The following is a 25929-nucleotide window of genomic DNA, read 5'->3' as shown; positions in this document are numbered from 1 at the left end:
TTGCACCTAATGGACAAGTCCGCCCAGCGGAGCCGGGTGGCAATATCCCCCAAATTGAAAAACCCCGCTGCGCCTTGCGGCGGCAGCGGGGTTGGGTGGAGCTAAAGCCCGTCCTAGGGATTTGCCTTTTGGTAGGCTTCCTGGATTTCGGCCTGAATTCGACCGCGGCTGTTAACGGTGTATCCGTTATCCCGGGCCCATTGCCGGATTTGCGCCGAATCGTGGCTGCGGCCCCCCGTAACAGCTTTTGCCCGCTGGGCGCGGCCGCCGGATGCCTTGCGTGCGGCAGTGATGAACCTCTCCAGTGAAGACCGAAGTTCAGCGGCATTGGCTGCGGACAGGTCAATCTCATAGTTGGCCCCATCGAGGCCAAACTTCACATTCTCGTCTGCGGATCCCCCATCCAGATCATCAACGAGGATGATGTTTACTTTCTGTGCCATTAAAGTCTTCCTCTTGCTGGAAAGTCGGTTTTCAGAAAAGCAGGATGTTTCCCGAAAAAAGTATGACTCTTATCTTGGCAACGCGTCAAAGCGCCTAATGGTTCCTTGGGGATAAAGGCAGGAAAGTAGGGGGTTTTTCGCTATTTTGATTCGGGACCCTGGCCGTCCGTGGGCCGCACGGCAAGCGAATCAGCTTCTGCTTGGGCGCGGGCTTCCGCCTGCCGTTCGGCCTTGTCCGCGTTAAAGATCGCCTTCATGGCGAACCAGAAGATCAGGCCCACCACCAGGGAGGGAAGAATGACTGCGACGTATTCCATGGTCAGTGCCCCTCGGGCTTCAGCAGGGGGAAAAGGATGGTTTCGCGGATGCCGGCGCCCGTGAAGAGCATCACTAGCCGGTCGATGCCAAGGCCGATGCCGCCCATGGGCGGGGCACCGTATTCGAGGGCGCGCAGGAAGTCCTCGTCAAGCTGCATGGCCTCCACGTCGCCGGCAGCTGCGTGCAGGGACTGTTCGGTAAGCCGTTCGCGCTGGATGACGGGGTCGATCAGTTCGGAGAACGCGGTTCCGCGTTCCATGCCGCCGATGATCAGGTCCCAGGCTTCGATCAGCCGGCCGTCCTCCCGGTGGGGACGGGCCAGCGGCTGCGCGGACGGCGGGTAGTCGTAGACGAAGGTGGGGTTCAGCAGGGTGGGCTCCACGATCTCACCGAAGAGCTCCACAGCCAGCTTCTCGGCGTCCCACTTAGGATCAACCTTGACCTCGTGCTTAGCCGCAATTTCCCGAAGCACCTCGGCGGGGGTGTCCGGCGTGATTTCCTGCCCAACGGCGTCGGAAAGTCCGGGGTAGACGGCCAGCCAGGTCCACTCGCCGTCGAGGTTGATCTCCCCCGCTTCGGTCTGCAGGACGCGCCCGGCACCCACGGCGTCCGCGGCGTCGAGGATGATCTCCTTGATGCGTTCGGCCATGACGAACTGGTCCGCCCAGGCCTCGTAGCACTCGAGCGTGGTGAACTCGGGGCTGTGGGTTGAGTCCACGCCCTCGTTCCGGAACACCCGGCCCATGTCGTACACGCGGTCGATGCCGCCCACCACTGCGCGCTTGAGGTACAGCTCGGTGGCGATGCGCAAGGTCATCTTCTGGTCGAAGGCGTTCATGTGGGTCTCGAACGGACGCGCAAGGGCGCCGCCGTGGACCAAGTTCAGGATCGGCGTTTCCACTTCCACGTAGCGGTGCCGGAACAGCGTTTCGCGGATGGAGCGGGTGATGGCCGCGCGGGTGTAGACCATTTCGCGGGCCTCGTCGCGGACCATCAGGTCCACGTAGCGCTGGCGGACGCGGGTTTCCTCGTTCAGGTCCGCGTGCAGCACCGGCAGCGGGCGCAGGGCCTTGGACGCCATGGACCAGGAGTCGGCCATGATGGACAGTTCGCCGCGGCGGGAGGAGATGACCTCGCCCTTGATGAACACGTGGTCGCCCAGGTCAACCAGGGCTTTCCAGTCGGCGAGCGCTTCCTCGCCTACGTTGGCCAGGCTCAGCATGGCCTGCAGGCGCGTTCCCTTGCCGTCCGTGCCGCCTTCCTGCAGGGTGGCGAAGCAGAGCTTTCCGGTGTTGCGGACAAAGACCACGCGGCCGGTAATGCCCACGGTGTCGCCCGTGGTCTCGTCGGCCTCAAGGTGGCCGTACTTCTCCCGGATCTCGGCGAGCGAGTGCGTGCGTTCCACTCCCACGGGGTAGGCCTCCGTGCCGCGCTCAAGAAGTTTGGCGCGCTTCTCCATGCGGATCCGCATCTGCTCGCTGGCGTCGATGGGCTCTGGGGCATTTTTGGGCGCGGGGGTGTTTTGGGAAGTCACAATCATCAAGTTTACCGGGATTTGGCTTCCGGGACTTTCAGCTGCCCTGCAGGCTCGCACCCTAGGATGGCCGGGTGAAAGAACGGGTACTTCCAACGCACGACGGCGGCAGGCTGGCTTTGTACAGCTACGGCACCGGGGACGCGCCGGGCGAAAAGCGGGTGCTGCTGATCGGTGGGGCGTTCCTCACCGCCCTGATCTACCGGCCGTTCTCCATTGCGCTGGCGAAGGGCCTGGGCGACGGCTGGGCTGTTGACGTCTATGACCGCCGGGGCCGTGGCAATTCCTCCGAGCAGCCGCCCGACTATTCCATGGCCACCGAGATCGAGGACGTTCGGACTGTACTCAAAGCCACTGGCACCCGGAACATCCTGGGCCACAGCCTGGGCGGCGCAGTGGCACTGAACGCCGTGCAGGAGTTCACCGGGACGGCGTTCGTCCCGGACAAGCTCGCGGTGTACGACGCGGCGGTGAACATCGACGGAAGCATCGACACCACGTGGCTGGACGGATTCGAGGACGCCGTGAACAACGGCAGGGTGGGTCACGCGCTGGCGCACATGAAGAAGGCCACCAGCCCGGGTTCAGCCATGGCCAGGATCCCGGAACCGGTCCTGGCCGGCCTGATGGCGGTGCTGTCACGGACCAAGGTCAACAGGATGTTCCAGCAGGTCATGCCCAGCGGCGTGGGAGAGCTCAGGGCCGCGTACGACGAAAAGGACCACGCCAGGGACTTCAGCGTGCTGCCCGCCGGAACCCACTTCATGGCAGGCGGAAAGAGCCCCAGCTATTACCGGGTGACGGCGGAACGGCTCCACGCCGCAGTGGCGGGGAGCACCTACCAGTTGTCCCCCAAGTGCTTCCACGGGTCCATCCCGGCAGCGGTGAAGGAACTGGTGACGGACATCTCGGCGTACTTCAAGGACGAAGGTGCAGACGGAAACGCCCGCCCGGACACTCCTGACGCTATCCCCGTTCGCCGCGGCTGAACCCGGCGGCCGCAGCCGCGTCCGGGATGCCTGCAACCACTTGCTCGGCTAGGCTCAGAGCATGACGCGAGAGAACATCAGGACCCCCGACGGCGGCACGATTGAGCTCTTCTCCACCGGCGCGGAACTCGCTTCGGCAGGTTCGGGCGTGGTGGTGGTGCCGCCTTCAATGGTGACGGCCGCGGACTACACCAAATTCGCGCAGAAGCTCAGCGCCGCCCTGGGCCGGCCGGTGCACACGTTCAACCGGCGCGGCCGGGGTTCATCGTCCCCGCAGCCCGAGGATTACACGCTGGACGTGGACATCCGCGACCTGGACACCGTCATGAAGCACACCTCCAGCACGGATGTCTTTGGCCACAGCTTCGGCGGTGCCGTTGCCTTGCACGCCGCGCGGACCCTTCCGGTGGAACGCCTGGCGGTTTACGATCCCGCGGTCTCCGTGAACGGCAGCGTCACCGCGGACTGGATCGTGGAGTACGAGCGCGCCATCGCGGCAGGCGACCACGACCGCGCCCTCGCTGTCATCCAGCGCGGCCTGGAAGCCGGCGGCTCGTTCTCATCAAGGATGCCGCTCTCTATGCTGACCCTCGCCAACAAATTGACCGCGGGCACCACGGAAGGTAAGCAGCAGCGCGAGCTGATGCGCACCGGCGTCCGCGAGATCAAGGCCATCATTGCCGCGGACATGCCGGCCGAGCCGTTCCAGGCACTGCCCTTGGAGACGCTGATCGTGGTGGGCGAAAAGAGCCCGGCCTACTTCGGCATCGCCTGCGGCCAGATCCACGACGTACTCTCCGGCTCCAGCTACACCATCCTGCCCGGCTTCGGCCACGACGGCGCCATCAAGGCCCCGGACAAGTTGATCAAGGAACTGAGCGACTTCTTCGCCGGCTGAGCCTGCGCAAGGACTAGTGTGCCGGGCCGTGCCCCGCACCTTCGGTCTTGCGCATCATCGCGGAAAGCACGACGGCGGCGACGGCTATGACGGTTGCCGTCATGAAGGCGGCGCTCATCCCGGCGACGAGGCCCGACGTCGCGCTCACCACTGCGAAGATGGACACCAGCAGTGCCGTGCCCGCGGCGCCGGCCACCTGCTGCGTGGTGCTCATGATCGCCGAGCCGTGGGAGTACAGGTGCGGCGGCAGTGGGTTCAGGCCTGTGGTGAAGGCTGGGGTGAACAGCAGTGCCAGGCCGAAACTCAGCCCCACGTGCAGGGTGATAATCCACCACACCGCAGTGCCGGCGTCGAGCATTGAAAACTGCCAGAGCGTCACCACCATGAGGATGGAGCCGGTGACGGTGAGCGGCAGCGGGCCTACCTTGTCGAATGCGCGGCCGATGACAGGGCCGAGCAGCCCCATGGCCAGGCCGCCGGGAAGCAGCGCCAGGCCCGTCTCGAGCGATCCCAGGCCCCGGACCTCCTGGAGGTACAGCGGGAGCAGGATGACGCCGCCGAACAGCGCCATCATGGCCACCACCATCAGCAGGACCGAGACGGTGAACATCCGGAAGTTGAACGCGCGAAGATCCAGCAGCGGCGCGGCAGCCTTCTGGAGGCGGACCTGGCGCAGGACGAAGACCGTGAGCGCTGCGACACCGATCACCAGGGCTGCGATAGCACCGGCGCTGGGTCCCGACTGGCCGCCGTGGCCGCCGCCGATCTGGCTGAGCCCGTAGACCAGGCCGCCGAAGGCGGGGACGGTAAGGACAACGGACAGGACGTCGAGCTCGCCCTTCTCCACCTCACCCACGTTGGTGAGGTATTTGGCGCCGATGGCCAGCGCCGCGAGGGCCACGGGCAGGACGAAGACGAACATGAAGCGCCAGGTGAAGTGCTCAAGGATCAGCCCGGAGACGGTGGGGCCCATGGCCGGTGCCACCGAGATGGCAATGCTCACGTTGCCCATGACCGCGCCGCGCTTGGCCAGCGGGACCAGGGTGAGGATGGTGGTCATCAGCAGCGGCAGCATGATCGCGGTGCCGCCCGCCTGGACGATGCGGGCCAGAAGCAGGACTTCGAACCCTGGGGACACCGCGGCTAGTGCTGTTCCGCCGGCGAACAAACCCATGGCCAGCATGAAGACTGCCCTGGTGGAAAGGCGCTGGAGGATGAAGCCGGTAGTGGGGATCACCACGGCCATGGTGAGCATGAATCCGGTGGACAGCCATTGGACGGTGGGTGCATCCACCCGGAGGTCCACCATGAGCCGCTGCAGGGCGACATTCATGATGGTCTCGTTCAGGATCACCACGAACGTTGCCACCAGCAGGGTGCTGATGATGGTTACGGACTCCCGGGACATCTTCTCCGGCGCGGCGGACGGGGTTCCTTGGCGGATTCCTTCGCCGAGTCCCTGGTCAGGGGCGGACTGTCCGCTGGCGTTTGGAGAGACTTCGGTAGACATGGGTGTTCCCTCAGGGGTGTTTTAAGAGTGATGCGCGGTCGGCGCCGCTGCAGATTCCAACACTCTACCCGTTGGAGTAATTCCTCCGCATGGGTTCTTTTTACCCCCGAGGGAACATTAGGGGGTCCCTTTAGGCGGTCTGCCCTGCGTGCTGGCCTTCGGAGATTTCCTCGATCAGCTTGCTGTTGAACGCCGGAAGGTCATCGGGGTTGCGGCTGGTCACCAGGCCCTGGTCAACCACCACTTCCTGGTCCGTCCAGTTGGCGCCGGCGTTCTTCAGGTCCGTTTCGAGGGTGAAGTAGGACGTGACGTTCCGGCCCCGGATAACTCCGGCCTCGATGAGCAGCCACGGTCCGTGGCAGATCGATGCCACCGGCTTGTGCTGTTCGAAGAAGCTGCGGGTGAAGCTCTGGGCATCCTTGTCGACGCGCAGGTGGTCTGCGTTCACCACACCGCCCGGAAGTACCAGTGCGTCGAAGTCCGATGCGTTGGCGTCCCCGACAGTGAGGTCGACGTCGAAGGTATCGCCCTTTTCCGTTCCGTCGTAGCCCTGCAGCTTGCCACTCTTCGGGGCGATGAGGGTGGGTTCGCCGCCGGCATCCTTCACGGCCTGCCAGGGACTGGTGAGTTCCACCTGCTCCACTCCATCAGTCAGCAGGAATGCCACCTTCTTGCCCGCGATGCTGTGCTCTGACATTTTTCCTCCTCGCCGGAGCGGTCCGCGCAGCGTCTGGGCGCTTCGGGTCCCGCTCAAGAGTTGATTGCCTGACGCATTCCAGCCTAGGAAAGACAAAAGTAATAAGCAAGCTGACTATCTGCTTTGGCGCCCCCGGCGGGACGCGTGCCCCTTCTGCTGCGCAGCGGAAATGCGCACGACGTCGGCACGCGGGTTTTTCGGTCGAGGCACCTTTGGGTGCGGGTGGCGTTTGAGCGGTTAGCGTTCGGCGTGTGGGCGGCCAAGGTTCACGGCCTAAATGTCAGTGGGTCGATGGATGATGTCGGTATGGGAATCAGGGGCGGTGCTGGGGTGGTTTTGGAGGGTGTTCGTGCCTCTGTTGCTGCCCTGGATGCGCTGGAGTGTGAGGACGCTTCCCTGGCTTCCGGCGCTCACGTTGGTGCCGGTGTGGATGTTGGTGCCGGTGTTGATGCTTTGCAGCGGCGGTATGAGCTGTGCCTTGAAGGCTTGGAACTGATAGCCCGGCTGGAAGCTCAGGTCGCCGCGCTAAAGTCCCGGCAGGCTGCCCGAGCCGTTGAACTGCAAGAGGCGATGGCGCCGCCGGACGCTTCGGTGCAGGACCGCACTTACGCGCAGATGTCCATGGTGGAGGAGATCGCCGGTGTCCTGACCATCAGCTCTGCCGCAGCGGGGGCGTTGGTGGAGCAGTCCCGCCGGGTCTGTTCCCTGCCGCCGGCGTTCGAGGCACTGGCTGCGGGCGCGATGTCGTGGCAGCACGCCCGCATCGTTGCGGACGAAACCGAGAGCCTCGATGGGACTGGTGCGGCGTCTCTGGTGGCACACTTCTTCGACCCCGACGCACCCCATGCTTCACGGGGTGCCGCCCCGGGCGATCTCGTGCCGTCCCGGTTCCGGGCCAAGGTCCGGGCGTGGCGAGAACGCCACCACCCGGACTCCATCGAGAAACGCCATGCAAAGGGAGTTGCCGACCGTCGGATGGAATACACCCCCGACAAGGACGGCATGGCCTGGATCTCCCTCTACCTCCCCGGGGACACCGCCTGCGCCATCTGGAACCGGACCACCGCCACCGCCCGCGGCCTCCAAGGCCCCGACGAACCCCGCACCCTCACCCAACTCCGCCCCGACATCGCCGCATCCCTGCTGCTGGGGGCTGGCGTGAAGCCCGGAGCCGGGGACACCCCCGCCCACGCCGGGGAAGACGGTCCCAGCCCCGGCGTTCAGGGCAAGCAGGGTGCCACCGGGATCGGGAAGGGCCCTGCCCCGCGGGCCGATGTCCTGGTCACCGTCCCGGTGTTCTCGCTCCTCGGAGCCACCGACGAACCCGCAGTGCTGGACGGTTTCGGCCCTATCCCGGCGTCCATGGCACGCAAACTGGTCGCCGACGGGGCGAACTCGTTCTACCGGGTCCTGGTCGACCCGAGAGACGGGGCACCCTTGGAGATCGGCCGGAAGAACTACCGGCTCACCGGGGCCATCAAACACTGGATCCGCATGCGCGACACCACATGCACCTTCCCCGGCTGCACCAACAAAACCCCCGACAACGAAACAGACCACCTCACCGCCTGGCAACACGGCGGCACCACCAACGTCAGCAACCTGGCACAGCTCTGCCCCAAACACCACCGACTCAAACACCACAGCCAATGGACACCCGACCCAGCCACCAAGAATCAACCACCCGGCTGGACCTCACCAACAGGCAGGCACTACAACCCCGAACGACCCGACCCCGAACCAACCCACTGGCCACAACGATTCCCCGCGTTGTTCAGCGGCGCCCCGGAACGGGAAACCTCAATTGGAGCAACCGAGCAGACAGCCGTGTCCGCCGAAAGCCAATTCCAATTCCAATGCCTGGACACCAGCCTCGGATGCCCCCCTCAGTGGGAACCCGAAGACCTCAGATATGTGGACCTCTACGATCTGCCGGCCGACGATCCACTCTGGGCGGAATTCCTGGCCACGCCTTTCGCCCTTTCCCGGATGCCATAGGCGCCCGGGCCGTAGGTGCCCGGGCCGTAGGTGCCCGTCCATAGGCTCCCGCACTCAGTCCTGAATCCGGTTCTGCAGCACCGGTCGACTATGCCTTGTGGTGCTCGATCAGCCAGGCCGCCATCTGCCGGGCACGTTTCCCCGCATCCAGGTCACCGCCGATGGCCGAGATGATGGATCCCTTCATCAGGATCTGCCAGGAGCGCGCGAACCCATCGGGGTCCACAAGCCCGGCCTCCTCGGCCAGCGCCTGCACGTGGCCCCGGAGTTTCGCCAGGTAGTTGATGCTGGCCTGGCCCAAGGGGTGCGACGGCCCCATCTCCAGCAGAACCTGGGTAAAGGTGCTCCCCTCAAAGTCATCGCGCTGGAACCATTCCCCCAGGACGTCGAAAATGCTCAGCAGGCGTTCAACCGGCGTGTGTCCCCGCCGACGGGCCTGGGAAACGATCGCTTCCACGGTCCACAGCTTGTCCCGCTGGTCCAGGAACGCCAGGACCAGGGAGTCCTTGGACGGGAAATGCCGGTAGAACGTGGCTTTCGCCACCCCCGATCTGTCGATCAGCTCATTGACGCCAACGTCCCGGATTCCCCTGCGCGAGAACAGTTCGTAGGCCACCGACAGGATCCGTTCCACGGAATTGGTGCTGCCCTCCGGCGCAGCCGGGGAGGACGAATCAGATATCGGGACCTTCGCCTCTGTGCTCATAGGACTTGGAGTCTAGCCGAGAGGAAGACAGACCGGTCTTTCCCGCTGTAGTGTTTTCCCTACGCAGTTCTTTAGGACACCGCACAGGCGCACCGAGGGTCCGCCGGTTTGGAGCAAGGAGGCCCCAATGTCAGCAGAGCGGATGTTCCAAAGTGTGCCGTCGGACCCGGATCCCTGGATGTCCGGTGAGACGCCCGCCGAGGTCCGGCAGTTCGCCATCGAATCGCTCCGGTGGCAAGCCCAGGAAATCATCGATGAGTTGCTCGGCGGCCAGGATCCGGGTGAAGAGCTCGTCAGGGCCCGACTCCGCCGGTGCGTCGCCAGGAACCCGGGCCAGCCCGAACGCGCGCTGCTCGAACAGCTCATGATCAACCGGGACCATCCAGTCCCCTAAGAGGTCCCGCAGGACTGCCGTAAGAGGTCCCGCAGGGCTGCAAGGCAAATCCGGCGCGGCAGCACCCCGTCCCACCTACTTGTCCGAACCTATGTTCCCGGTACCTATGAACTGAGCGGCACGTTGTCGATCAGGCGGACTGGCCCCACCTTGGCCGCGATGAGCGCCAGGCCCTCGCCGCGGAAGGGTGTTTCCCGGCAGTTCTCGGCCAGCGGTTCTAGCGTGGCCGGGTCCACCACATCGAAATAGTCCAGTTCCACCAAAGGCTGGGATTCCACCATCGCCAGCGCGGAATCAAGGCCCAGCGGTTCGTGGGCGTTGGCCCGCTCTTCCAGCAGCCGCAACGCCCTGGACAGGACCAGCGCGGCGTCCCGCTCGGCCTCGGACAGGAACTGGTTCCGGCTGGACAGCGCCAGGCCGTCCTCCGCGCGGACCGTTGGCACGCCCACGATCTCCACCGGGAAATCCAGGTCGGCAACCATCCGCCGGACCAGGGCCAGCTGCTGGGCGTCCTTTTGCCCGAAGTAGGCACGGTATGCCGGCAGGCTGCCCCCGGCAGAACCTGCGGAGCCAGACGGGAGACCTGCCGCCGGCATGCCGTAGTGCAGCAGTTTGGCCACGACGGTCAGGGCACCGTCAAAGTGGCCGGGCCGCGAAGCGCCCTCCCACTTATCCCCCAGGCGGCCCGAAGTGATCCGCACCAGGGGTTCGCCGCCGGGGTAGACCTCCTCCACGGAGGGCGCGAACGCGAGGTCAACGCCCTGCTCCTCGAGCAGGGCGAGGTCCGCGTCGAGTGTCCGCGGGTAGCGGTCCAGGTCAATGGCATCGCCGAACTGCAGGGGGTTGACGAAGATGCTGGCCACCACCACATCGTTCTGCTCGACGGCGGTGCGCGCCAGAGTTGCATGGCCTTCGTGGAGGGCGCCCATGGTGGGCACAAGCCCCTGGGAAACACCCTGTTTCGCACCGAGCAAACGGGCGCTTTCGGCCTTCAGGCCGGCCACGGTGGTGACGAGTTGAATGGGCATTCAGTCTTCCTTCGGATCGAGGGCCTCGCGCAGCCCCTTCAGCTGCTCGGGTTTCAGCAGGCCGCGCCCTTCAGCACGCAGGGCAGTGGCGCGGGCCATCGCAAGGTAGGCCTCAAGCACGTCCCCGTGCCCGCCGCCGTCGAACTCCCGCAACGCCTCAGCGTGCGCACGCACGGTGCCCACGTCACCGCGGGCCACCGGCCCGGTCAGCGCAGACTCCCCCGAGGCCAGCGCGTTTTCCAGGGTGGCGCGCAGCAGCGGCCCCAGCATCCGCTCGGGCGATTCCACTCCCACCTCGCGCAGGAGCTGCGACGCCTGTGCCACCAAGGTGACCAGGTGGTTGGAACCATGGGCCAGGGCCGCGTGGTAGAGCGTCCGGTCCGCCTCGGCAATGGCCACGGGCTCCGCCCCCATCTCCACCACCAGCGCCTGTGCGATGGGGAGCATGGCGGCATCGGCCGTCACGCCGAAGGTGCAGTCAAGCAGCCGGGTGAGGTCAAGGCTCATGCCCGTGAACGTCATGGCCGGGTGCAGCGCCAGTGGCACGGCGCCGGCGGCACGGACCGGATGCAGTACGCCCACGCCGAACCGGCCCGAGGTATGGGCCACGAGCTGTCCCGGCTGCCAGGCGCCAAGCTTCGCCAGCCCCTCCACCAAGTTCGGCAGGGCGTCGTCGGGCACCGCCAGCAGCACCAGTTCGGCACGCTCCACGATGTCCTGCACTTCCAGGACGGGCACTCCGGGGAGCAGCGCCTCGGCCCGGTCCCGGCTGGCGTCGGACACGGCCGAGACTCCGACGACGGCGTGTTCGGCGGCGCGCAGGGCCGCACCGAGCACGGCGCCCACCTTGCCGGCACCGATGATTCCGACGCCGAGGCGTCCGGGCTTAGCCATGCTGCTGGCCTTCCTGTTGGTAGTGGGTGCGGGCTTCACTGGCTGGCGTCCCGGAATGCGGCGTCCCGGAATGCGGCGCTCCGGGAACCGGTGTGCCCGGCACGGCCGCAGGTTCCACTGTCGGAGCAACCTGCCGCAACCATTGTTCGGTGGTTTGCCGCTTCCTGGCCAGCCGGGCCCGCGCGGATTGGTCATCGAAGAGCTGCCGGGCCTCGTCCAGTCCCGCCTGGCTCAGCCTCGGGGCCACGGGACCGGCCGTCGTGTGCAGGACCAGGTCGGCCACCCGGAACCGCCGCGCCACCGGCCCCTGCTGGATCGCCAGTGACTGCGTGCGTTGGTGTGGCACCAGCACCAGGTCCCGCCACCAGCGCCCGGAACGAATCAGCAGTGCTGTGTCCGTGGCGGCAAATCCGTTCCGGCGCCATGCCAGGGGCGCCAGCAGCCAGGCCCGCCGCGGCGTGGTGGTGAAGCCGCCGCCGGAATCCTTGCCACCGAGTCCGGCGGCAAACACCTCAGCAGGCCGTTCGGTTCCCGGGTCTGGCAGGACCAGCGAGAGCATGGCCATGACGTCCGCGAACTTCCCGACCGGCAGGAGGATGGTCCGGGTGTTCCCTTCCGCGGCGTTGCCGGACGTCCCGTAGCCGGCGGCGTTCACCTGGATCCGGTACCAGCCGAAGGGACGCCACAGTGGCGGCTGGGCGATCTTCACTGCCTGGATCCGGCCCGGCGGAAGTGTCTGCGCCTGGGTGTCCAGCAGCCCATACCGCAGCCGGATGCCGTCCGGTGAGACGGCGGCGGTGAAGTTGTAGCCCTTGTTGAAGAAGTTCCAGTAGCTGGCGGCAAGGCCCAGCGCTGCGGGTACCAGGTAGAAGTAGAAAGCGCGGTTGTCCGTCAGCGCGGACAGGACCACGGAAGCGAAACCGCCCACCACAATGAAGAAACTTTGCTCGCTCAGCAGGAGCGATCCGATAAGGCGCGACGGCGGCACGCGAAGTACCTGGAGTTCCGGTGCCTCGGGTGCGGGCGGCCCGAAGGACGCCGCCGACGGGCTGCCGGGACCTGGAGGCCCCGCGGCGTCGAATCCGGCGGCCGGACCCGCACCGAAATTTGTTTCAGCCCCGGAGGCCCGGGCAAGAATGGTGGCGCGCAACTGGCGGGCGTCGTCGATCCGCAAATAGGCAAGCCGCACCGCTGATTCGCCGGCGTCGGCAACCTCGAACTTGAGTTCGGCCAGCCCAAAGATGCGGGCCAGCAGCGGCTGCACGATGTCAATGGCCTGCACCCGGTCCAGGCGTGCCTGCCGGTGCTGGCGGAAGAGGAGGCCGGTGTTGACCCGGACATAGCCGCCGGAGACCTGGTACTTGGTGAAGTACCAGGTCAGGACGAACCCCAGGACTGCCACAGCCAGTACCGCGGCACCGCCGCCGAGGAGCCACGGCGCACGGCGGGCAAACCCGTCCTCGAACACTGGTTGGCCCTGGAGCGTCCGCTCAAAGAGGTCGCGGCCAAAGAAGAACGTGATGGCGGCCAGCGCAACCCAGCCGCGGACGAACGGCGAGGCAGGATGCACGCGCAGCCACTCGCCGTCGGACGTTCCGTGGCTTTCCGGTGTAGCGGCAGGTGGGAGCGGAGCCGCTCCGGGCAACGGGCCGTCAGTGGTCACAGTCCTGCCAGCCTGGCTTCGCCGCGCGCGGCCAGCTGCTCGCGGAGCCGCGCCCCTTCCGCTGCCGGGAGGCCGGGAATGCGCGCGTTGGTGCCAGGGGATGCCGTATGGAGCTTCACGGTGCACAGGCCCAGCCCGCGCTCCACCGGCCCCACCGCGATGTCCACATACTGCATGCGGCCGTAGGGGACGGCCATGATGCGCTGGAAGAAAATGCCGCTCCTGACGAGGAGGTCCTCGTCGCGCTCGGCGTAGCCAATGGCCCGGACCTGCCGTGGGATGAGAACCAGACGCAACAGGGCGACCAGCAGGGTAACGGCCGGAACGGTGACGGCCAGCCACAGCGGCGGCCACCGCCACCATCCCAGGAGAACTAACACCAGCGGCGCGGACAGGACCAGCACCGTAAGGACGTTGGCCAGCGCCCACTCCACCAGCCGGACCGTCACGTACTTAGGGGAAACCCGCTGCCAGGCAATACCGGGCGGGTCAATCGCCTCGGTACGCATACTCGCCTTCCCCGGCGGCCTCACCGCGGGCGGCGCGGCCCTTCTTCCCGTCGGTACCGGGGGTTTCGCCGTCCTCCGGGGGAATCCTGCAGAACCGCTCGACGAGGAGTCCCACCACGATCATCACCAGGCCGCCGCCGGCCATGGCAAGGGCAAGCCAAGTGATGCCTTGGTCGCTGCGCAGGCTCCAGATCCGCAGCTGGTCAAGGAAAATGCCTGCGTGCCAGCCCAGCAGCACCGTCCCGGCGTACGCACACGCCTGCGCCAGGACCAGGGTCCGGGCGGCCAGCAGGGGGTCAAGCTGCGTCTTCTTCGCCTTGCTGTTGGGCTGGTGGCTGTTCCGCCACCTCAGGATCCGGATCCCCAGGATCAGGGTAATGACGACGATGACGCCCATCGTGGCAAGGGCGGTGGAGGGCAGGACAGGGGTGGCCATGCTGAACCGGCTGGTGACAACCGTGGCCGACCAGCCCGCGATGGCAAGAATGACGCAGATCAGCAGCAAACGCAGCGGGTTGATGGGCTTCATCGCTCGTCCACAGCTCCCGCCGTGGGCAGGCCGTCAAAGTCCCCAAAACCGTCGAACGGGGCAAGATCCTTGAAGTCGTCGGCCTGGACTGCCAAGGTGCTGATCCGTTCGCCGTTCAACGTGGCGCCGGGTTCGATGAGGGACCACGGATAGAGGACGAAAGCGCGTGATGCTGCGCGGGGGTGCGGGATGGTCAGGACGGGATCGTCGCTGCGGAGCTCGCCGTAGGTGATGATGTCGACGTCGAGCGTCCGCGGTCCCCAGTGGACCTCGCGGACCCGGAGGTGCTTGTTCTCCACGGCCTGGCAGTGTTCCAGCAGTTCCGCAGGGGTGAGGATGGTTTCCACGGTGATGACCATGTTCAGGAAGTCCGGCTGGCCGGAAGGTCCGCCCACCGCCTTGGTCTGGACGGTGGGCGAGACGGCGAGGAGCCGGACCTCCGGCGGATCCACCAGGTCCGCCACGGCCTCGGTGAGGGTCTCATTCCGTTCCCCAAGGTTGCTTCCCAGGGCCAGCACAGCCTTGGTGTAGATCCCGTTCATGCTTGTGCCCTGGCCGGCGGAGCGGCGGCGCGAGCCCGGTGGACCGTCACTGCCACGTCCCCGAAGGGAACCTCAATGGGGGCCTGCGGTTTGTGGACCGTGATGTCCACGGCTTGAAGCGCGAATTCGGACAGGAGGCTGTCGGCGATCCGCACCGCGAGTGCCTCAATGAGGTTCAGGGGCTCCCCGGTGATCCAGTCGGTAATACGCTGCGCCACCTCGCCGTAGTGGGCGGTGTCCCGGACGTCGTCGGACTGCGCGGCACCGGTGAAGTCCAGGTAGAGCACGGCGTCCACAACAAAGGGCTGGCCCTCCCGGCGTTCGAAATCGAAGACACCGTGGTGGCCGACGGCCGTCACTCCGGTCAGCGTAATCCTGTCCATGGGTCCCCCGGCCCTATTGCGTTTTAGGTACGGCTTGTGTCGAGGGTGCCGCCGCCATGCGCGCCGCCACCTTGACCGCGTCAAGGCTGGAGCCGACATCGTGTACACGCACGGCCCATGCCCCGCGGCTGGCGCTGATCGCCGTGATCGCGGCCGTGGCAGCGTCCCGCTCGTCCGGAGCGGCGGACTTTCCGGCGACGGTCAGGAGGGTGCCGAGGAAACGCTTGCGGGAGGCGGCCACCAGGACCCTGTGCCCCAGGCTGTCCAGCTGGTCCAGGTTTTGCAGCAGTTCCCAGTTCTGGGCGTCGTTCTTGGCGAACCCCAGGCCCGGATCGATGATGATCTGTTCCTGGCTGACGCCTGCGGCGTAAAGCTTGTCCCGCAACCCGGCCAACTCCGCCACTACTTCCCCTGCGACGTGCGTGTATTCGGCGAGCGAGTTCATGGTCCGGGCGTCGCCCCGGCGGTGGGTGAGGACGTAGGGCGCCTTTGAGGCTGCCACAAGCTCCACCATCTCGGGTTCGATGGTCAGTCCGGAGACGTCGTTGATGATCGCGGCACCGGCCTTGAGGGCAGCGGCTGCCGTGGAGGCGTGCGTGGTGTCGATGCTGACCAGGGCGCCGGCCTTCACCAACGCTTCGATCACAGGCAGCACGCGGCGCTGCTCTTCATCCGGGGTCACGTCGTCGGCGCCGGGCCGGGTGGACTCGCCCCCGACGTCGATAATGTCAGCGCCGGCGTAGAACATCCGCAGGCCGGCCGCGATGGCGGTGTCCGCCGTCGCGTGCTTGCCGCCGTCGCTGAAGGAGTCCGGGGTGACGTTCAGGATGCCCATGACCAGGGTGCGGCCGGTGGGCAGGTCTTCGAAGCGCGCGGCCGGCCGCGGCTTGCGCAGGATGGGCAGCGGGGATGTTGCGGGCCCCGTTCCGGGGGCTGCAGCGAGTGTATCCATGGTCTGTGGTTACCTTCCGAGGATGAGGCTCATGGCTTCGGCACGGGTGGCCGGGTCATGAAGCTGCCCGCGGACCGCACTGGTGACGGTCTTCGCTCCGGGCTTGCGGATGCCGCGCATGGACATGCACATGTGCTCGCATTCGACAACGACGATGGCACCGCGGGGTCTGAGGTGCTGCACCAGCGCCTCGACGATTTCGGTGGTCAGCCGTTCCTGCACCTGGGGGCGGCGGGCGTAGATGTCCACTAGCCGGGCCAGCTTGCTCAGCCCGGTCACCTTGCCGTCATGCGAGGGAATGTACCCGACGTGGGCCACCCCGTGGAACGGCACCAGGTGGTGCTCGCACGTGGAATAGAACGGAATGTCCTTCACCAGGACCAGTTCCTCATGGTCCAGGTCGAAGGTGGTGGACAAGACGTCCGCCGGATCATGGTGCAGCCCGGCGAACACCTCCGCATAGGCCTTTGCAACCCGTTTGGGGGTGTCCACGAGGCCGCCGCGGTCCGGGTCCTCGCCGATGGCAAGGAGGATCTCACGGACGGCCGCCTCAATCCGTGGCCGGTCCACCTTTTCGCTCTTGGAGTGGTGGGAACCGGCCTCCGCCGGGTAGGCGGCGGAGGCGGAAACGTCGTCGTCGTCGAAGGAAGTCACAGGGAAAGCTTAGCCGCGAAGGGTGTCAGGCCCCGAGTCGGGGGTGCCTCCATGAAACGGAGCGTCTTCCGGAACGCCCTGCGAATGCGGGGGCTGGGCGTCCAGCGGCTCGTCCAGCCGGGCCTTCTTGGCTTCCTCCTGTGCTTCGCGCTCTGCCCGCTCCCGGCGGCTCTCCACCGGCCCGGTGAGCTGCACGGCACGGGTCTCCTTGGACAGCCACACCTCGCGGAAGTCACGCTTGCGCACGTCACGGAAAATGTCGGCAATCTCGGCCTGGTTGAGGGTTTCCCGCTCCAGCAGTTCCAAGGCCAGGATATCCAGGATGTCCCGGTTTTCGGTGAGGATTTCGTAAGCCTCGTCATGCGCCTGCTCGATCAGGCGGCGGACTTCCTCATCCACGACATAGGCAATCTGGTCCGAGTAGTTGCGCTCGTGCCCGGCGTCGCGGCCCAGGAAGGGCTCACCCCCGCCCTGGCCCAGGCGCACGGCGCCGACGCGTTCGCTCATGCCGTATTCGGTGACCATCTTGCGTGCGGTGCCGGTTGCCTTTTCGATGTCGTTGGAGGCGCCGGTGGAGGGATCGTGGAACACGATTTCCTCCGCCACCCGGCCGCCCATGGCGTAAGCCATCTGGTCGAGGAGTTCGTTGCGGGTCACGGAGTACTTGTCGTTCTCCGGAACCACCATGGTGTACCCCAGGGCCCGGCCGCGGGGAAGGATGGTGATCTTGGTGACCGGCGCCGAGTTCCGCAGGGCAGCCGCCACCAGGGCGTGGCCGCCTTCGTGGTAGGCGGTGATCTTGCGCTCGTGTTCCTTCATGACGCGGCTGCGCTTCTGCGGGCCGGCCATAACGCGGTCAATGGCCTCGTCGAGGGCACGGTCGTCAATCAGGTTGGCGTTGGAGCGGGCCGTGAGCAGCGCGGCCTCGTTCAGGACGTTGGCCAGGTCCGCACCGGTGTAGCCAGGCGTCTTCTTGGCAACGGCCTTCAGGTCGACGCCGGGGGCCATCGGCTTGCCCTTGGCGTGGACCTGCAGGATCTGGTCGCGACCAATCATGTCGGGCGCGTCCACACCAATCTGGCGGTCGAAGCGGCCGGGGCGCAGCAGGGCCGGGTCCAGGACGTCGGGCCGGTTGGTGGCGGCGATGAGGATCACGTTGGTCTTGACGTCGAAGCCGTCCATCTCCACGAGCAGCTGGTTGAGGGTCTGCTCACGTTCGTCGTTGCCGCCGCCGATGCCGGCACCGCGGTGGCGGCCGACGGCGTCAATCTCATCCACGAAGATGATGGCCGGCGAGTTGGCCTTGGCCTGTTCGAAGAGGTCGCGGACGCGGGAGGCGCCGACGCCGACGAACATTTCCACGAAGTCGGAGCCCGAGATGGAGAAGAAGGGAACCCCTGCCTCGCCCGCAACTGCGCGGGCCAGCAGGGTCTTACCGGTGCCCGGGGGGCCGTAGAGCAGGACACCCTTGGGGATCTTGGCGCCGACTGCCTGGAACTTGGCCGGTTCCTGCAGGAATTCCTTGATTTCCTGCAGTTCCTCCACAGCTTCGTCCGAGCCTGCGACGTCGGCGAAGGTCACCTGCGGCATGTCCTTGCTAACCATCTTGGCCTTGGACTTGCCGAACTGCATGATCTTGGAGCCGCCGCCCTGCATGCGGGTCATCAGGAACCAGAAGAGTGCGCCCAGCAGGATCACGGGGATCAGGAGGGAAAGCAGGCCTGAGAACCAGTTGCTTTCAATCGGCTGGTCCGTGAAGCCTTGGGCCGGCTTGGCGTCGGTGACAGCCTTCACCACGTCCTGTGCGCGGGCATCCACGAAGAAGAACTGGACGCTCTTGCCTTTGTCCTGCCCGTTGACCTGCAGGTTGTCCTTCAGCGTGAGGTCAACGCGGTTCTCGCCGTCAAAGATCTTGGCCTGCTCCACCTTGTTGCTGGAGAGCAGTTCCAGGCCCTTGTCCGTGTCGATCCGGGCCGCACCGCCGGGGGCGAGCGTTGCAAAAGCCACGAGGAGCAGACCGACCACAACGACGATCCAGATGCCCGGGCCTTTGAAGAAGTTCTTAGCTTTCATCTGTTCGGGGCTGGCCCCGTCCCTTCCGGTAGTGCTTCACGGCGAGTAGTCTGCGCGCGTGATGGTGCTGCGTCAGCTTCTAGCTATACACCGTCCGGAGTAAATCACGCATAGCGAAAAGCAAAAGTTCCCTGTGGGCGTACGGCCCGGCCCCTTTGCCGCCGGGCGCACGGAAGGGGGTGCGCCGGGCGGTGCGGGCCGGGGCTTTCCGCGGCCGGCGCCTACTCGTAGACGTGCGGGGCCAGGGTGCCTACGAAGTCCAGGTTGCGGTACTTCTCGGCGTAGTCCAGGCCGTAGCCCACCACGAATTCATTGGGGATGTCGTAGCCGACGTACTTGACGTCGATCTGCACCTTGGCGGCGGTGGGCTTGCGGAAGGCCGTGCAGATTTCCACTGAGGCGGTCCCGCGGGATTCCAGATTGGTCTTGAGCCAGGACAGGGTCAGGCCTGAGTCGATGATGTCCTCGACGATCAGCACGTCCTTGCCCATCAGGTCGGTGTCCAGGTCCTTGAGGATCCGCACCACGCCGGAGGACTGGGTGCCGGAGCCGTAGGAGGACACGGCCATCCAGTCCATGGAGATGTGGCTGTGCAGCGCCCGGGCCAGGTCAGCCATGACCATCACGGCACCCTTGAGGACGCCAACGATGAGGATTTCGCGTCCCTCGTAGTCCTTGTCGATCTGCGCGGCGAGTTCGGTGATCCGCTGCTGGATCTGTTCCTTGGTGTAGAGAACGTGCTTGAGATCTGCCTGGACGTCGTTTGAATCCACCAATGGCTCCTGTTTAGATGCGGGGTGCGACTATTTTGCGGGCGGTTTTTGAGGCCGGAATACTAGCTTCCCACAGCGCGCGGGTTCGCGGGGAACGGAACCGGCGCCGCCCCGGGCCCCTGCAGCGGCAGTGTCCTTCGATTCCTCCAGCTGCGCGAGCGACAACCGGTACACCGCCACTCCGCCGGGAAGCTCCACGGGACCGGCTGAACCTTGCCGCCGCAGCAGTGCCTCCGCCGCCAAAAGGCGCCGGTAGCTGGGCTGCTGGCCGCCGGCGTCGGCCGCTGCCTTGGCGATGACGCGGAACCTGATGGCAGGCGCCAGCGCGCGCAGCTCCTCCTCCGGCAGGCTCAGGTCCCTGCCTTCCCGCTCCACCAGGGAGGCGTACGTGCTTTCCGCCACATCCTCGAGGTAGTCGGCGTCCAGCTGGAGGATGGCAGCGGTCCGGGCCAATGATTCGGCGACGCCGGGACCCAGTTTTTCCTCGAGGTGCGGGAGGACTTCCACCCGGGTCCGCGACCGGGCGAAGGCGGGGTCGGAGTTGGTGGGATCGTGCCAGGGATCCAGCTCCTCCACGGCGCAGATTTCTTCCGTGTCCGCCCGCCGGAGCTCCAGGAAGGGGCGCAGGAGGACGGCATTTCCGGTTCCAGGACGGGCCGGCCGCATACCGGCCAGGGACCGCGTGCCGGAGCCGCGGGCCAGGCCCAGCAGTACTTGCTCCGCCTGGTCGTCCAGGGTGTGGCCCAGCAGCACTGCCTGCGCGCCCTGATCTGTGGCTGCAGCCTCCAACGCGGCGTGCCGGGCTTCGCGGGCGGCGGCCTCGGGGCCCATTCCGGCGCCGGCCACCGTGACGGTACGGATTTCCACCGGCTGCAGGCCCAGGTCCTGCAAGGCTTCAGCCGTGCGGGCGGCGACATCCCCGGACCCCTCCTGCAGCTGGTGGTCCACCACCACGGCGCCGACGGTCAGCGGGTGGCCGTCCACGTGGCCACGGCGTGCGAAGTAGGCGGCGACGGCGGCGAGCGCCAACGAGTCCGGTCCGCCGCTGCAGGCTACGAGCACGTGGCGGGGATAGCCGGCGCCGGCCAAGGCGTTCTGCAGCAGTTTGCGCGCAGTGCCAACGACGGGCGACAACCTGCCGGGCCGTCGTCGGCCGCTCCGGGCACCCCGTGCTTCAGCCGCCGGGGCGCCCACCGGTACCTCTGACGGCAACTAGAGGCCCATCCGGTCGAGCCACAGCTTGGCATCGTGGATTTCGGGCTCGGTGGGAAGGTGGTCCACCGAGTCCCACACCTTGTTGAAGCCCTCCATGCCGGCCACGTCCACCACGGCGCGGACAAAGCGGGCGCCGTCCGAGTACTGGCGCATCTTGGCGTCCAGGCCCAGGAGGCTGCGGATGAACTTCTCGATCACGCCGCGGTCCTTGCCGCGGTCGTTGAAACGCTGCCGAATGGTCTTCACGGAAGGCACGATGCTGGCGTCCACGGCATCCATCACCACATTCGCGTGCCCCTCGAGCAGGCTCATCACAGCGGTGAGGTGCGAGATGGCGGCCTTTTCCTCGGGATCCTGCAGCAGGTCCAGGATGGCGCCGCGGCCCGGCGCGTTACCACTGGCGGAACGGTCCTTCAGTGAACGCGCGGCAGCTGAGGCACGCTCCATCAGGGAGTCGACGTTGCCCAGGAGGTGCCCGCTGAGTTCGTCGATTTGCTCCAGCATGTGGTGGCGCAGCCACGGTGCCGCCGCGAACTGCACCCGGTGCGTCTGCTCGTGCAGGCACACCCAGAGCCGGAAGTCCTCCGGGGCGACGTTGAGTTCGCGCTCCACCGAGATGATGTTTGGTGCCACCAGCAGGAGCCGGCCTGCGGCAGGGGCGGTGGAGTTCTCCGCAAGGGCTGCAAAGGGATCGTACTGGCCCAGGACCTTGCTCGACAGGAAGGCGAGGACGGCGCCCAGCTGGCTGCCGGTGATGGCGCCGCTGACCTGGGCGGCCGCGGGGCTGAGGTTTCCGCGGCGGGTGTCCAGCATCTTCTGCATGGCAGGCTTGAGCATTACTGCAAAGCTTTGGGTGTTGGCCTTGGCCCAGGATGCCCGGTCCACCACCAGCACGGAGGAATCGCGAAGATCCCGGGCCGCTTCCAGCCCGGTGATTTCGTGGACATGGGGAACGGATGCGTCAGCGAGCCGGCGCAGGCTGTCCACCGCCTCGCCGATGGCTTTTCCGTCGAGCACGGGTCCGGCCGGAGCCAGCCGCGCCGCGGCAGAGGCAGCGAGGTCCCAGTTGATCAGGGCCTGCGCCTGGTTGGACTGGGCTTCCGGGGACAACGTCGGTGCGGACTCGCGCGCAGTGGACTCCATGGTTCCCATCAGAACACAGCAGGCCGGGGATCGTCCTTAAGTTCGCTGACCGGCGAAACTTCCACAGCCCCTGCACAGGGAGGCGAAAGCGCTGTCCCAGTCCGGACCCGCACAGTGGAAACCACGAAACATCCCGCCCGCGCAGGAGCGGCCCATACCCGCATGGGCGTTGCCGCCCCGCACCGTCTATGCGGGGCAGGGCCGCCCCTGCGCTTCACCGCCGGGCCATCCCCACCGAAGGAGGACACCATGATCCCCTACCGTCCCATCGCTCCCCTGACCGTCGGTCCGCGCAAGGGCTGGAAGTCGGTGCTGGCCGCCGTCGTCATGGCCGCACTGCTTGGCACCACCGCACCGTCCGCTATGGCTGCAGTTCCGGCGCCCGCCGCCGCGTCAGCCGCGGAGGCGGCACAGCCGGGAACCGTCCCCGCAACGGAGCGCCGCGCGGAGTAGGCAACCCTACCGGCAGCCGCAGCCTGCCAGTGCGGTGGCTGCCCGGTCCAATGCCACCTTGTTGCCGGCAGCTCCGGGCGTCAGTCCGTTGCCGATGAAGGAGAACACCAGGAGCCGTCCGTCTGCGTCAACCACATAGCCGCTGAGCGCCAGCACGGTGTTCAAGGTCCCGGTCTTGGCGCGGACCAGCCCGGCACCGCCGGAGGTGGTGGAGTCCCCGTAGCGGGTGTCCAAGGTGCCGGACAGTCCGCCCACCGGGAAACCGTCCAAGGCAGAGCGGAGCCTGGTATCAGCGCCGGTGGTCATGGCGCGCACCACGTCCGTGAACTGGCGGGCCGTGACCTGGTTGCCCATGGCCAGCCCGCACACATCCACCAGCTTCACGGCGTCCGGGGTGACCCCCGCTGCCGCCAGTTCGGCGGTGACTGCGGCCGTGGCGCCATCGTTGCTGCCGGGCCGGCCAGTGGCCACCGCCGCCATCCGGCCCATGGTCTCGGCCAGGTAGTTGTCCGAGACCTGCAGCATCAGGTCCACCTGTTCGGCCACGGTGGCCGAGTCAACCCTGGCCAGGACGGCAGCACCGGCCTTGGCCGCGCCGGCTGAACGGTCGACGCCGGCCGCGACGGTCAGTCCCGCTCCGGCACCAGCTGCCTGGAGCCGTGCCGCGAATTCCTGCGCTGCGGACATGGCCGCATCCTGGGGGCGGGGACCGGTGGTGACGGCTGGGTCGAACCGCGCGGAGTTGAGCGCCAGCGGGTAGAGCGGGGCGATTTCGCCGGCTTCCACGTCGCCGGACAACCAGTTGGGATTCAGTGCAGGGCCGGTGAAGAGGGAATCGTCCACCAGCACCTTGATGTCGCCGGTGGTGCCGGCGGCCTGCAGGGACTGCATGGTGAGGGCGGCAAGCGTGGCCAGGCCGGCATGGCCCAGTGTCTGCCCGGGCTGCGATTCCCCTGCCCCCAGGAGGACGTCTCCGGCGCCCACCAGGACCACCTGGCCGGGAGCAGGGCCATGCACCACCTTGGTGGTGAACCGGTGGTCCGGTCCCAGGGTGCGCAGCGCGGCCACGGCAGTCAGCAGCTTGAGGTTCGACGCCGGAACCCGGCCTTCCGAGCCACCCCGGTCAAAGAGGACCTGGCCCGTGAGCGCGTCCTGCACCATGCCTGTGAAAGTACCGCCGCCGTCGGCCGTGAGTACCGGTTCCACCTGCGCCGCCACGGCAGACGCTGCGGGCACCGGGGCCGAAGGCTGGAGGGGTGCAAGCACCTGCGGGGCGGACAGTGTGGCGGGGGCCTGCTGCCAGGCCGGCGCAGGGATGGCCGGCGCCGGGGCCTCCGGTCCGCGGAATCCAGGAGCAACAAGCAGTGCCGCCGGGAGGGCCAGCGCGAGCAGGACCAGGGTGGCCAGGACCAGGTGCCAGGGCTTCCCTGCCTCCCGGGCCATGCTGCCGGAGCGTCGGAAACGCCGGTCGCGCAAACGTTCCCCGCCGGGTGGTGTGGTCATGCTGGTGCCGGTCCTCAAGTCCTGAAATTTCCCCACAAGTTCCTGATTCCAGGGCCTCTCGCTATATCCTCAATTGTAGTCGGCGGCACCGACACGCTTTTTGATAGGCCCGTCCTGTGTGCCGCGCACCCCCTGCAATTGCCGAGGAGCATTCCCATGAAGCACGACGTGACCATCGAGATCCCCAGGGGATCACGCGTCAAGTACGAAGTTGACCACGAGACCGGCCGCGTCCGCCTGGACCGCGTCCTCTTCACCTCCATGCAGTACCCCACGCACTACGGGTACTTCGAGAACACCCTCGGCGAGGACGGCGACCCGCTGGACGCACTGGTGCTCCTGCAGGACTTCGACCTGCACCCGGGCGTCATCGTCGAATCCCGCCCCATCGGCGTGTTCAACATGACCGACGACGGCGGCGGAGACGCCAAGATCCTATGCGTGCCGGTGGACGCCCGCTTTGACCACATCCAGGAAGTCAGCGACGTCAACGAGTTCCTGATCAAGGAGATCGAGCACTTCTTCACCCGCTACAAGGACCTGGAGCCGGGCAAGTGGGTCAAGGCCGAGGGCTGGGGCGACCGCGCCGCAGCCGAAGCCGAGCTGGAAGCCTCCATCAAGCGCTACGTCCCCACCGGACACTAGTTTTCTTGGTGGTTGAGCTTGTTGAAACCTTGGGGTTCTGACAAGCTCAACCACCAGTACGACGGCGGGTGCCCGGCTTTCCGAAGCCGGGCACCCGCCGTCGTTGTTTCAGGAAGTTATGGCAGGGTGGGGCTGTGAATTCCGAGCCAGCCGTGACGTCCCAGCTTCTGTTCCATCCCCCGTGCGGGCCCGTCAGCGGCTGGCGTGACGGCGACGTTGTGCGTGCCTCCGGCATTCCCTACGCCCGGGCCCCGCGTTTCCAGGCGCCGGTACCGGTCCGGGACTGGACCAGCGAATATGCCGCCACGTCCCCCGCTCCCGCATGCCCGCAGGCTCCGGTCCCGTTCCTGGACGACGTCTTGGGCACGAAATACGGCGAGCTTCCGGGCAGCGAGGACTGCCAGAACCTTTCCATCACCCTGCCCGTCCGTCTGGAACCGGATGAGAAGCTGCCTGTCATGGTCTGGATCCACGGCGGCTCCTACACCACGGGCTCCGGGGACCTCGCCATCTTCGACCCTGCACGGCTGGTGGCCGAAGACCGGGTGATCGTGGTCTCGGTGACATACCGGCTTGGACTGTTCGGCTTCCTGGCCACACCTGCAGGGCGGCCCGGCAACCTGGGGCTCCTGGACCAGCTTGAGGCCTTCCGGTGGGTGCAGCGGAACATCGCCGCGTTCGGGGGCGATCCCGGCCGGGTCACCGCGTTCGGCCAGTCCGCCGGTGGGGACGCGATCGCCCACCTGATGGCCACACCGCAGGCACCTACGCTCTTCCAGCGCGCCATCATCCAGAGCGCACCGCTGGGCATCACCCGCGGCCGGGCGAAGATGAATCACGCCATGGGCATCGCCGCGGATTCCGTGACCGGGGAGACGCCGGCCATGGACGTGGTGGCCCGTGAAGCAGAAGTTACCCAGGTGGCCAGGAAATTCGGCATGCTGGCCGCCATGCCCTTCGGCACGCAGTACGGCCATGAACCGCTCCCGGAGGAGCCCGGCATCGAGGCAGCCTGGAACCGGAACGCCCCCGCAATCGAGGTGCTGATCGGCCACACCTCGGAAGAGGCCCGCCTGTTCCTGCCACGCAACCCGCGCCTGATGCGCCTTGCCCGGGTGCCGTTGGTGGGCTCCGCGGCCGTGCGCGCCATCGACTGGGTGGTCACCGAAACCGTGTACGGCCGGGCCACCCGAAGGTTCGCGCGCCGGCACGCGAAGGCGGGTGGACAGGCGCACCGGTACGTCATGGACTGGCATGCACCCGGCAACATCTTCGGCGCCGCCCACACCATCGACCTGCCGCTGCTGCTGGGAAACCGCAAGACGTGGGACGGCGTGGGCCTGATCGCCGGCGCCCGCTGGGAGGATGTGGACATGACCGGCAGGGCGGTGAGGTCATTGTGGGCCGGTTTTGCCCGTGGTGATGACCTGGGCGAGGCCGGCGCAGTGGACGGCGCCCTGCACTACCGGCGGATCTGACAGCC

Annotated in this window: 27 protein-coding genes; 7 read left to right on the top strand and 20 right to left on the bottom strand. The window is 66.8% G+C overall.

The genetic code is table 11. The annotated features are described in order from the left end of the window. Nucleotides 1-113: 113 nt before the first annotated feature. The 3 genes from ACZ9J7_RS08355 to lysS form a co-directional block, all read right to left on the bottom strand. Nucleotides 114-443: a histone-like nucleoid-structuring protein Lsr2 gene (locus ACZ9J7_RS08355; RefSeq protein ID WP_476208557.1), complete on the bottom strand. Its 330-nt coding sequence runs from the start codon at nucleotides 441-443 to the stop codon at nucleotides 114-116. Nucleotides 444-583: 140 nt separating this feature from the next. After that, the gene (locus ACZ9J7_RS08350) at nucleotides 584-760 is read right to left on the bottom strand and encodes a hypothetical protein (protein ID WP_476208555.1); all 177 of its coding nucleotides are present in this window, start codon (nucleotides 758-760) and stop codon (nucleotides 584-586) included. Between the two features lie 2 nt (nucleotides 761-762). Beyond that, nucleotides 763-2301, bottom strand: coding sequence for a lysine--tRNA ligase (lysS, locus tag ACZ9J7_RS08345; RefSeq protein ID WP_476208553.1), 1539 nt, complete (start codon nucleotides 2299-2301; stop codon nucleotides 763-765). Between the two features lie 68 nt (nucleotides 2302-2369). Here lysS and ACZ9J7_RS08340 point away from each other — a divergent pair, with 68 nt between their 5' ends. Continuing rightward, nucleotides 2370-3284, top strand: a complete 915-nt coding sequence (locus ACZ9J7_RS08340) for an alpha/beta fold hydrolase (protein ID WP_476208551.1) — start codon at nucleotides 2370-2372, stop codon at nucleotides 3282-3284. Nucleotides 3285-3345: 61 nt separating this feature from the next. Continuing rightward, nucleotides 3346-4182 (top strand): alpha/beta fold hydrolase, encoded by an 837-nt coding sequence (locus ACZ9J7_RS08335; RefSeq protein ID WP_476208549.1) that lies wholly within the window; start codon nucleotides 3346-3348, stop codon nucleotides 4180-4182. Between the two features lie 13 nt (nucleotides 4183-4195). On the opposite strand, the gene ACZ9J7_RS08330 is transcribed toward ACZ9J7_RS08335, so the two are convergent. Together ACZ9J7_RS08330 and ACZ9J7_RS08325 are read right to left on the bottom strand one after the other, a co-directional pair. After that, on the bottom strand, nucleotides 4196-5692 hold the full coding sequence (locus ACZ9J7_RS08330) for an MDR family MFS transporter (RefSeq protein WP_476208547.1): 1497 nt from the start codon (nucleotides 5690-5692) through the stop codon (nucleotides 4196-4198). Between the two features lie 130 nt (nucleotides 5693-5822). Further along, the gene (locus tag ACZ9J7_RS08325) at nucleotides 5823-6389 is read right to left on the bottom strand and encodes a type 1 glutamine amidotransferase domain-containing protein (RefSeq protein WP_476208546.1); all 567 of its coding nucleotides are present in this window, start codon (nucleotides 6387-6389) and stop codon (nucleotides 5823-5825) included. 306 nt (nucleotides 6390-6695) lie between these two features. On the opposite strand from ACZ9J7_RS08325, the gene ACZ9J7_RS08320 reads away from it, so the two are divergent. Further along, a complete protein-coding gene (locus tag ACZ9J7_RS08320) occupies nucleotides 6696-8387 on the top strand; it encodes an HNH endonuclease signature motif containing protein (protein WP_476208544.1) in 1692 nt (563 codons plus the stop codon). Between the two features lie 88 nt (nucleotides 8388-8475). On the opposite strand, the gene ACZ9J7_RS08315 is transcribed toward ACZ9J7_RS08320, so the two are convergent. Further along, nucleotides 8476-9093 carry a TetR/AcrR family transcriptional regulator gene (locus ACZ9J7_RS08315; RefSeq protein WP_476208542.1) on the bottom strand — a complete coding sequence of 206 codons (618 nt, stop codon included), beginning with the start codon at nucleotides 9091-9093 and terminating at the stop codon, nucleotides 8476-8478. Between the two features lie 127 nt (nucleotides 9094-9220). Here ACZ9J7_RS08315 and ACZ9J7_RS08310 point away from each other — a divergent pair, with 127 nt between their 5' ends. Next, complete coding sequence (locus tag ACZ9J7_RS08310; protein WP_476208541.1) at nucleotides 9221-9487, top strand: hypothetical protein; 267 nt, start codon at nucleotides 9221-9223, stop codon at nucleotides 9485-9487. Nucleotides 9488-9591: 104 nt separating this feature from the next. Here ACZ9J7_RS08310 and ACZ9J7_RS08305 read toward each other — a convergent pair whose 3' ends face one another. The 13 genes from ACZ9J7_RS08305 to ACZ9J7_RS08245 all read right to left on the bottom strand — a co-directional run bounded on the left by ACZ9J7_RS08305 (nucleotide 9592) and on the right by ACZ9J7_RS08245 (nucleotide 21845). Next, entirely contained in the window at nucleotides 9592-10515 is a 924-nt protein-coding gene (locus ACZ9J7_RS08305; RefSeq protein WP_476208539.1) for a 4-phosphopantoate--beta-alanine ligase, read from the bottom strand. Beyond that, the gene (locus ACZ9J7_RS08300; protein ID WP_476208537.1) at nucleotides 10516-11409 is read right to left on the bottom strand and encodes a Rossmann-like and DUF2520 domain-containing protein; all 894 of its coding nucleotides are present in this window, start codon (nucleotides 11407-11409) and stop codon (nucleotides 10516-10518) included. Then, nucleotides 11402-13072, bottom strand: coding sequence for a PH domain-containing protein (locus ACZ9J7_RS08295; RefSeq protein WP_476208535.1), 1671 nt, complete (start codon nucleotides 13070-13072; stop codon nucleotides 11402-11404). Before ACZ9J7_RS08295 ends, ACZ9J7_RS08300 begins: the two co-directional genes overlap by 8 nt. Then, a complete protein-coding gene (locus ACZ9J7_RS08290; RefSeq protein ID WP_476208533.1) occupies nucleotides 13069-13581 on the bottom strand; it encodes a PH domain-containing protein in 513 nt (170 codons plus the stop codon). The genes ACZ9J7_RS08295 and ACZ9J7_RS08290 overlap by 4 nt, the downstream gene beginning before the upstream one ends. Continuing rightward, on the bottom strand, nucleotides 13562-14110 hold the full coding sequence (locus tag ACZ9J7_RS08285) for a DUF3180 domain-containing protein (protein ID WP_476208531.1): 549 nt from the start codon (nucleotides 14108-14110) through the stop codon (nucleotides 13562-13564). Before ACZ9J7_RS08285 ends, ACZ9J7_RS08290 begins: the two co-directional genes overlap by 20 nt. Next, a complete protein-coding gene (gene folK / locus ACZ9J7_RS08280) occupies nucleotides 14107-14652 on the bottom strand; it encodes a 2-amino-4-hydroxy-6-hydroxymethyldihydropteridine diphosphokinase (RefSeq protein WP_476208529.1) in 546 nt (181 codons plus the stop codon). Before folK ends, ACZ9J7_RS08285 begins: the two co-directional genes overlap by 4 nt. Further along, nucleotides 14649-15035, bottom strand: a complete 387-nt coding sequence (gene folB / locus ACZ9J7_RS08275) for a dihydroneopterin aldolase (protein ID WP_476208527.1) — start codon at nucleotides 15033-15035, stop codon at nucleotides 14649-14651. The genes folK and folB overlap by 4 nt, the downstream gene beginning before the upstream one ends. A gap of 13 nt (nucleotides 15036-15048) precedes the next feature. Next, nucleotides 15049-15987: a dihydropteroate synthase gene (gene folP, locus ACZ9J7_RS08270; RefSeq protein ID WP_476208526.1), complete on the bottom strand. Its 939-nt coding sequence runs from the start codon at nucleotides 15985-15987 to the stop codon at nucleotides 15049-15051. Nucleotides 15988-15996: 9 nt separating this feature from the next. Continuing rightward, nucleotides 15997-16641, bottom strand: a complete 645-nt coding sequence (gene folE, locus ACZ9J7_RS08265; protein WP_476208524.1) for a GTP cyclohydrolase I FolE — start codon at nucleotides 16639-16641, stop codon at nucleotides 15997-15999. 9 nt (nucleotides 16642-16650) lie between these two features. Continuing rightward, the gene (gene ftsH, locus ACZ9J7_RS08260; RefSeq protein WP_476208522.1) at nucleotides 16651-18714 is read right to left on the bottom strand and encodes an ATP-dependent zinc metalloprotease FtsH; all 2064 of its coding nucleotides are present in this window, start codon (nucleotides 18712-18714) and stop codon (nucleotides 16651-16653) included. A 221-nt stretch (nucleotides 18715-18935) separates the two neighbouring features. Continuing rightward, on the bottom strand, nucleotides 18936-19487 hold the full coding sequence (hpt, locus tag ACZ9J7_RS08255; protein ID WP_141158593.1) for a hypoxanthine phosphoribosyltransferase: 552 nt from the start codon (nucleotides 19485-19487) through the stop codon (nucleotides 18936-18938). 30 nt (nucleotides 19488-19517) lie between these two features. Then, nucleotides 19518-20591, bottom strand: coding sequence for a tRNA lysidine(34) synthetase TilS (tilS, locus tag ACZ9J7_RS08250; protein WP_476211820.1), 1074 nt, complete (start codon nucleotides 20589-20591; stop codon nucleotides 19518-19520). A gap of 108 nt (nucleotides 20592-20699) precedes the next feature. Next, the gene (locus ACZ9J7_RS08245) at nucleotides 20700-21845 is read right to left on the bottom strand and encodes a zinc-dependent metalloprotease (RefSeq protein WP_476208520.1); all 1146 of its coding nucleotides are present in this window, start codon (nucleotides 21843-21845) and stop codon (nucleotides 20700-20702) included. Nucleotides 21846-22094: 249 nt separating this feature from the next. Between ACZ9J7_RS08245 and ACZ9J7_RS08240 the strand changes: the two genes are divergently transcribed. Continuing rightward, nucleotides 22095-22298 (top strand): hypothetical protein, encoded by a 204-nt coding sequence (locus ACZ9J7_RS08240; RefSeq protein ID WP_476208518.1) that lies wholly within the window; start codon nucleotides 22095-22097, stop codon nucleotides 22296-22298. A 6-nt stretch (nucleotides 22299-22304) separates the two neighbouring features. Here ACZ9J7_RS08240 and dacB read toward each other — a convergent pair whose 3' ends face one another. Further along, entirely contained in the window at nucleotides 22305-23741 is a 1437-nt protein-coding gene (gene dacB / locus ACZ9J7_RS08235; protein ID WP_476211819.1) for a D-alanyl-D-alanine carboxypeptidase/D-alanyl-D-alanine endopeptidase, read from the bottom strand. Between the two features lie 216 nt (nucleotides 23742-23957). On the opposite strand from dacB, the gene ACZ9J7_RS08230 reads away from it, so the two are divergent. Continuing rightward, nucleotides 23958-24446: an inorganic diphosphatase gene (locus ACZ9J7_RS08230; protein ID WP_214939237.1), complete on the top strand. Its 489-nt coding sequence runs from the start codon at nucleotides 23958-23960 to the stop codon at nucleotides 24444-24446. Nucleotides 24447-24580: 134 nt separating this feature from the next. Next, nucleotides 24581-25924: a carboxylesterase family protein gene (locus tag ACZ9J7_RS08225; protein ID WP_476208515.1), complete on the top strand. Its 1344-nt coding sequence runs from the start codon at nucleotides 24581-24583 to the stop codon at nucleotides 25922-25924. The last annotated feature ends 5 nt before the right edge of the window (nucleotides 25925-25929 follow it).

This window comes from Pseudarthrobacter sp. TE9888 (genome assembly GCF_056279345.1).
Note: the sequence above shows the minus strand (reverse complement) of the source record. Positions and strands in the feature narration are given on the sequence as shown.